This is a genomic window from Nitrosospira multiformis, assembly GCF_003050865.1.
Classification (GTDB): Bacteria; Pseudomonadota; Gammaproteobacteria; order Burkholderiales; family Nitrosomonadaceae; genus Nitrosospira; species Nitrosospira multiformis_E.
In genome coordinates, this window is sequence record NZ_QAOK01000062.1 from 1 (window position 1) to 4,100 (window position 4,100).

Below are 4,100 nucleotides of genomic sequence, written 5' to 3' on the forward strand. Positions count from 1 at the left end.
TCAGTGCGACGCACTGCGAGCAGGGGTCGGTCAAGGCTTTTGACGAAGTGATCGCGCACGGGTCGGCGACATAAGCGAACTCGCTGAGTACCATGATTCCCGCGCTTGTTCCGCCAATGGGAATCTTGAAATTCCGGACCTGCTCCGATATCAACTGTTCCAGCAACGAGCCCTTCCAGAAATTGTAGTAGCGCCCTTGATCGCCCCCTGTTAGCCAGATTGCGCCGGCATTTCGAATGTAAGGCTCGAGCGCCGGGTCGTTAGCCGTTTCGATGTCAGGAACCACCAGAGTTACTACCAAGGCGACGGGTCCGACTATGCTGATGTAAGTATCGTCAGGCGGGTCGCTGCCATTATCAATCACGACAAAATTTCCCGGCCTCCCTATACTGCCATCGCCACATTGGGTCATCTTGCCAATCATCCAGCTAAAGGCCTCCTTGACGTCATCTCCTCCACCCATTAATACAGCAGTTCGTGTGCTTAACGGAATTGTGCCGCAAGGGAGATAATCAACCATCTCGCCATTTTGAGAGATTCCTAATCGCGATTTATTGGCTGCCTCTACCAGGCCTATCCCTGTGGAAAACACAGCAACCATGATCGGGGTTGCCATCAATCTGCATATAATTCTGGAATTTGTTTGCTGCTGAGCGAGAAAAAACCACACAAGCAATTCCATTTTTTGTCTCCCCCTCTGTTATGGAATTTTCGATTTGAAATGGCAGTGAATTCCCGCTCCAGTCTTGTTCTCTCGTATCGAAGGGCTGCAAAACTACTTCTTTGAATCCCACGTCCTCGATGCTACGTCTTGGGGCCTCAGCATCTATCCGGACAGCGACAAGGTACTAGCAGCGCTGCTGTGCAGCGCCGATTCGGGCTTTCTCCAGATCCGTAATACCAGTGAGGGGTCTTTCGTCTTGCGCACCGATTACCGGGGCTGTTCAAGCTCACTCTTGCTGGGACGGGATGTCGGAAAAGGGGAATCTTTGCTGATGATGGAAATGTGCCAGGTGATGAGCGAGCAAAGATCAGTAGAAAATCACGAAATCACCTTATTTGGTCAGATTGCCTACTCTCTTCTGGCTGGCATAATTAGATCAATGTGCAGAACAACTATTGTTCATCGACCCAGGCGCGGGCCTTTGCGCTTGCGGCCTCATACGCCTTGTTTTCATCATCCACCGGCTCAGCAAAACTCTCGTATGCAACTTTGCCATCGCTAGCGAGAATGCGGAAGCGGCCATTCCAGAGGCCGGTTGTGTCGTCACGCTCCGGCCAGGCAGTAATCCGGTACCCTTTGTATTCGTCGTTCATGTCATCCTCCATTTGGTCAGACGAGGCGATGATGGGAGGTTTTTAGCAAAATAACCCCCCAGGAGCTTGCATTATTTGTGTTATTGGTTCTGTCCAATCGTGATACCAGGAGAGGCCGAAAGGGTTCCTGGTGTCGGGACTCCTCCACTCTAGAAGCGAAAACCCGCAGCCGCTCCTGTTTTGGTCGACATCTCAGGTGTTGGCACAAAGACACCTCTTCGCCCCTTTTCAGTACCTGTGAAAGCCTGATCGGGGACCTTAAGCTTCAGAAGCGACCATCGAGAAAGAATTACCACTTTGAAGCGGGAATTCGATTTAGCAAGAGAGGTCATCCTGCTAAATAACAAATACTTAACAAAATATTCACATATTGTACTATTGAACGTGACGCTTCACTAAAGGAAAAATGATGATGAAAAAAGGAAGATTTATTGCATTTGATATGTCTTAAGCATATTGGGAGCACTGGTGACCGTGTGGTTTTCATCCTAGAAGCTGTGGAATATGCGGATGCTAATTCGGGGTTCCATAGTTCTTCTATTACTCTGAATGATCATGAAACGAGGGCAAGGTTCCACGAGGATGAACCATGGAAATGCAAGGCGCAGGAACAAAAATGGCTGCTTGAGCAGTACAAGGCTAAAAGCTGCCTCTACGGCAGGCAAACCACGTCTGCAAGCTCCGTCCATGCACTTGGACGCAAATATGATAAAGCCGCAAAGGCTCATACCAGCGAAGCCGCATTACATCGGGAGAGGGTACTGCAGCTGCAGAAGATGCCTTCTGCAACTTCCCGGCCAAGACCGAGCACTGTTGAAGGAGCGAAGTGATGAAGACACGGTAGCCCGGATGACGCAGTACACGCCTGTTCACTTTCCCAGGAATGGGTTTTTTGCTTGTAAAGCAGACACTCAATGACCTGCAGTAAACCTTGAAGGTCATGGTTTCGCTACCTGCTGCCACTTTACGCCAAGGAACTCACCAGTGAATCGGACAACTGCCCTTACTGCTGCTGCCATATCGGTTACCGGAATTGTCATAGGAGGGTTTGCGGCAATCTCGTATCACACCGTCTTTTTCTACACCGCCGACGGATATATGCCACCCAGAACCGCGGCGCGTGTGGGACTCCTGGAGAATGAAGAAGCTTTAACTTCGGGCGGGGTAGCGTTCAGAAAGGCTGAGGGCGGTGGTTATGATTATAGGAAAGAAATGGCGACTGCCTTCATTGATCTAACTGGCCACACGGATATCGACCTGCTTGCTGAATGCGAACGTCTGGGAGACTGTGAACTGCGGAAGTGGACCGGTATACCCCATAAGCTCATAGAGACTCTGCCGGAAAAACTGATGAACGAATAATGCGGCAACCCTTTAGGGAGGAGACAGGACTACCTCTAGTATTTGTCTTTGCTGCGTGCAATACACTTGAACAAGTCAATCAGTGGGTCAGGATTTCAAGGCAACAGGATTTGCTTCGACCGCTTGCTCCTAACTGCCGATCAAAGCTGAGGAAAGTCACTTAGACAGTACTTTCGCCCTTCTGCTGTGAGCGTCAGCAAAGAAGCCGATGCTCTTGCTTTTTGGGCTTGAGCATCGGCTGATTGATTTGAATGAGTGGTTAACCCTGAGTTCTAAGTGTCGTAGTCAGATCAGTATTATTCTTTCCGCCCATCCTTGGACATGAAAAACCAAAGAGCAACGGCACCTATACCTACTACGAGAATCGCCATTTCCATGATAACTCCCCTTTCAGAATTGAGATGCTAAAAAGAATATGATCAACTTGATGACCAGCTAAATACCGCTATCAGTACGGCCAGCAACATCTTTGTCGAACACACACCAACAGACAGAACCGCTTTGTCCGTATGTTATTTGACGAGGCTCAAAATAAAAAATTCCACCTTTTCTAAAATCCCCATAAAAAAATGGATATTTACTGCTGGGTGGGCAGACAAATACATATTTTCACACTAGTAGTTCTGGTAACCCCTTTGGACTACGCATGAATGAGTTTGCCCTAGCCGCTGGGGTTAGTCCGGTGCTACCTATTCCCGCCATACGTCCCGATACCGATAGACCTCCCCCACCTCCCCCGATACCAGAACCAGAAACTTACACAATGTTTCTTGCTGGTTTTGGGTTGATGAGCTTTGTGGTTAGACGAAAACAAAACAAAAACAAAATAGGGTAAAGAGGCATAACCCGCATTAAGCGGGTTTTTTATGCCTAATAATGCCCACTAGAGAAAAGCTTAGCTCTGCTATTGGCAGCGCCTCTCCCCCGCATAATTGTCGGCTCTGTTGCAAAAAAAGGACAAACCAGAAAACTATGCGTGTAATCCGATTGATTATGTCCTGTAGATACCGAATTGCCTTTCAATGAGCCAGATTTCTCCTGTGAGGCCTTGGCCCAATTTCCAAATGTCCAGCTGTCCTTTCTTGAACATCTGCATAAGCTCGAAACCTTTGATGGTGGCGTAGGCTGTTTTCATCGATTTAAAGCCCCGCACCGGGTTTATCAAGCGTTTGAGCTTGCCATGCTCAGCTTCGATAATATTGTTCAAGTATTTGACCTGCCGGTGCACGATATCCGGCAGACACTTTCCTTCCGCTTTTAATTCGGTAAGGGCGGACTTGTAAGCGGGCGCCTTGTCGGTATTGATAGTATCGGGGTGCGCTCAGGGGTTTCATGGATTTCAGGGCTTTGCCCAAGAACTGTTTGGCGCCCTGGGTATTGCGAGTAGCGGAGAGATAGAAATCAATCATATGGCCTTTTCT

The 4,100-nt window shown here is 48.7% G+C and carries 4 protein-coding genes and 1 pseudogene; 2 read left to right on the forward strand and 3 right to left on the reverse strand.

The features are described 5' to 3' along the window. Together C8R21_RS15295 and C8R21_RS15300 are read right to left on the reverse strand one after the other, a co-directional pair. Positions 1–616, reverse strand: a 616-nt coding sequence (locus C8R21_RS15295) for a Type 1 glutamine amidotransferase-like domain-containing protein (protein ID WP_181258979.1), incomplete at its 3' end; no start/stop codon positions are given. Positions 617–1,116: 500 nt separating this feature from the next. Further along, entirely contained in the window at positions 1,117–1,317 is a 201-nt protein-coding gene (locus tag C8R21_RS15300) for a hypothetical protein (protein ID WP_074976070.1), read from the reverse strand. 984 nt (positions 1,318–2,301) lie between these two features. On the opposite strand from C8R21_RS15300, the gene C8R21_RS15310 reads away from it, so the two are divergent. Next, entirely contained in the window at positions 2,302–2,679 is a 378-nt protein-coding gene (locus C8R21_RS15310) for a hypothetical protein (protein ID WP_107763465.1), read from the forward strand. Positions 2,680–3,325: 646 nt separating this feature from the next. Beyond that, a complete protein-coding gene (locus C8R21_RS16770; protein WP_107763466.1) occupies positions 3,326–3,514 on the forward strand; it encodes a PEP-CTERM sorting domain-containing protein in 189 nt (62 codons plus the stop codon). A gap of 156 nt (positions 3,515–3,670) precedes the next feature. Here the strand turns inward: C8R21_RS16770 and C8R21_RS15320 are convergent. Next, a pseudogene (locus C8R21_RS15320) lies at positions 3,671–4,100 on the reverse strand (DDE-type integrase/transposase/recombinase); the annotation flags it as partial.

Excerpts from the sequence above, each read along its gene's own strand:
- C8R21_RS15300 (WP_074976070.1), bottom strand. The coding sequence starts at position 1,317 with ATGAACGACGAATACAAAGGGTACCGGATTACTGCCTGGCCGGAGCGT.
- C8R21_RS16770 (WP_107763466.1), top strand. The coding sequence starts at position 3,326 with ATGAATGAGTTTGCCCTAGCCGCTGGGGTTAGTCCGGTGCTACCTATT.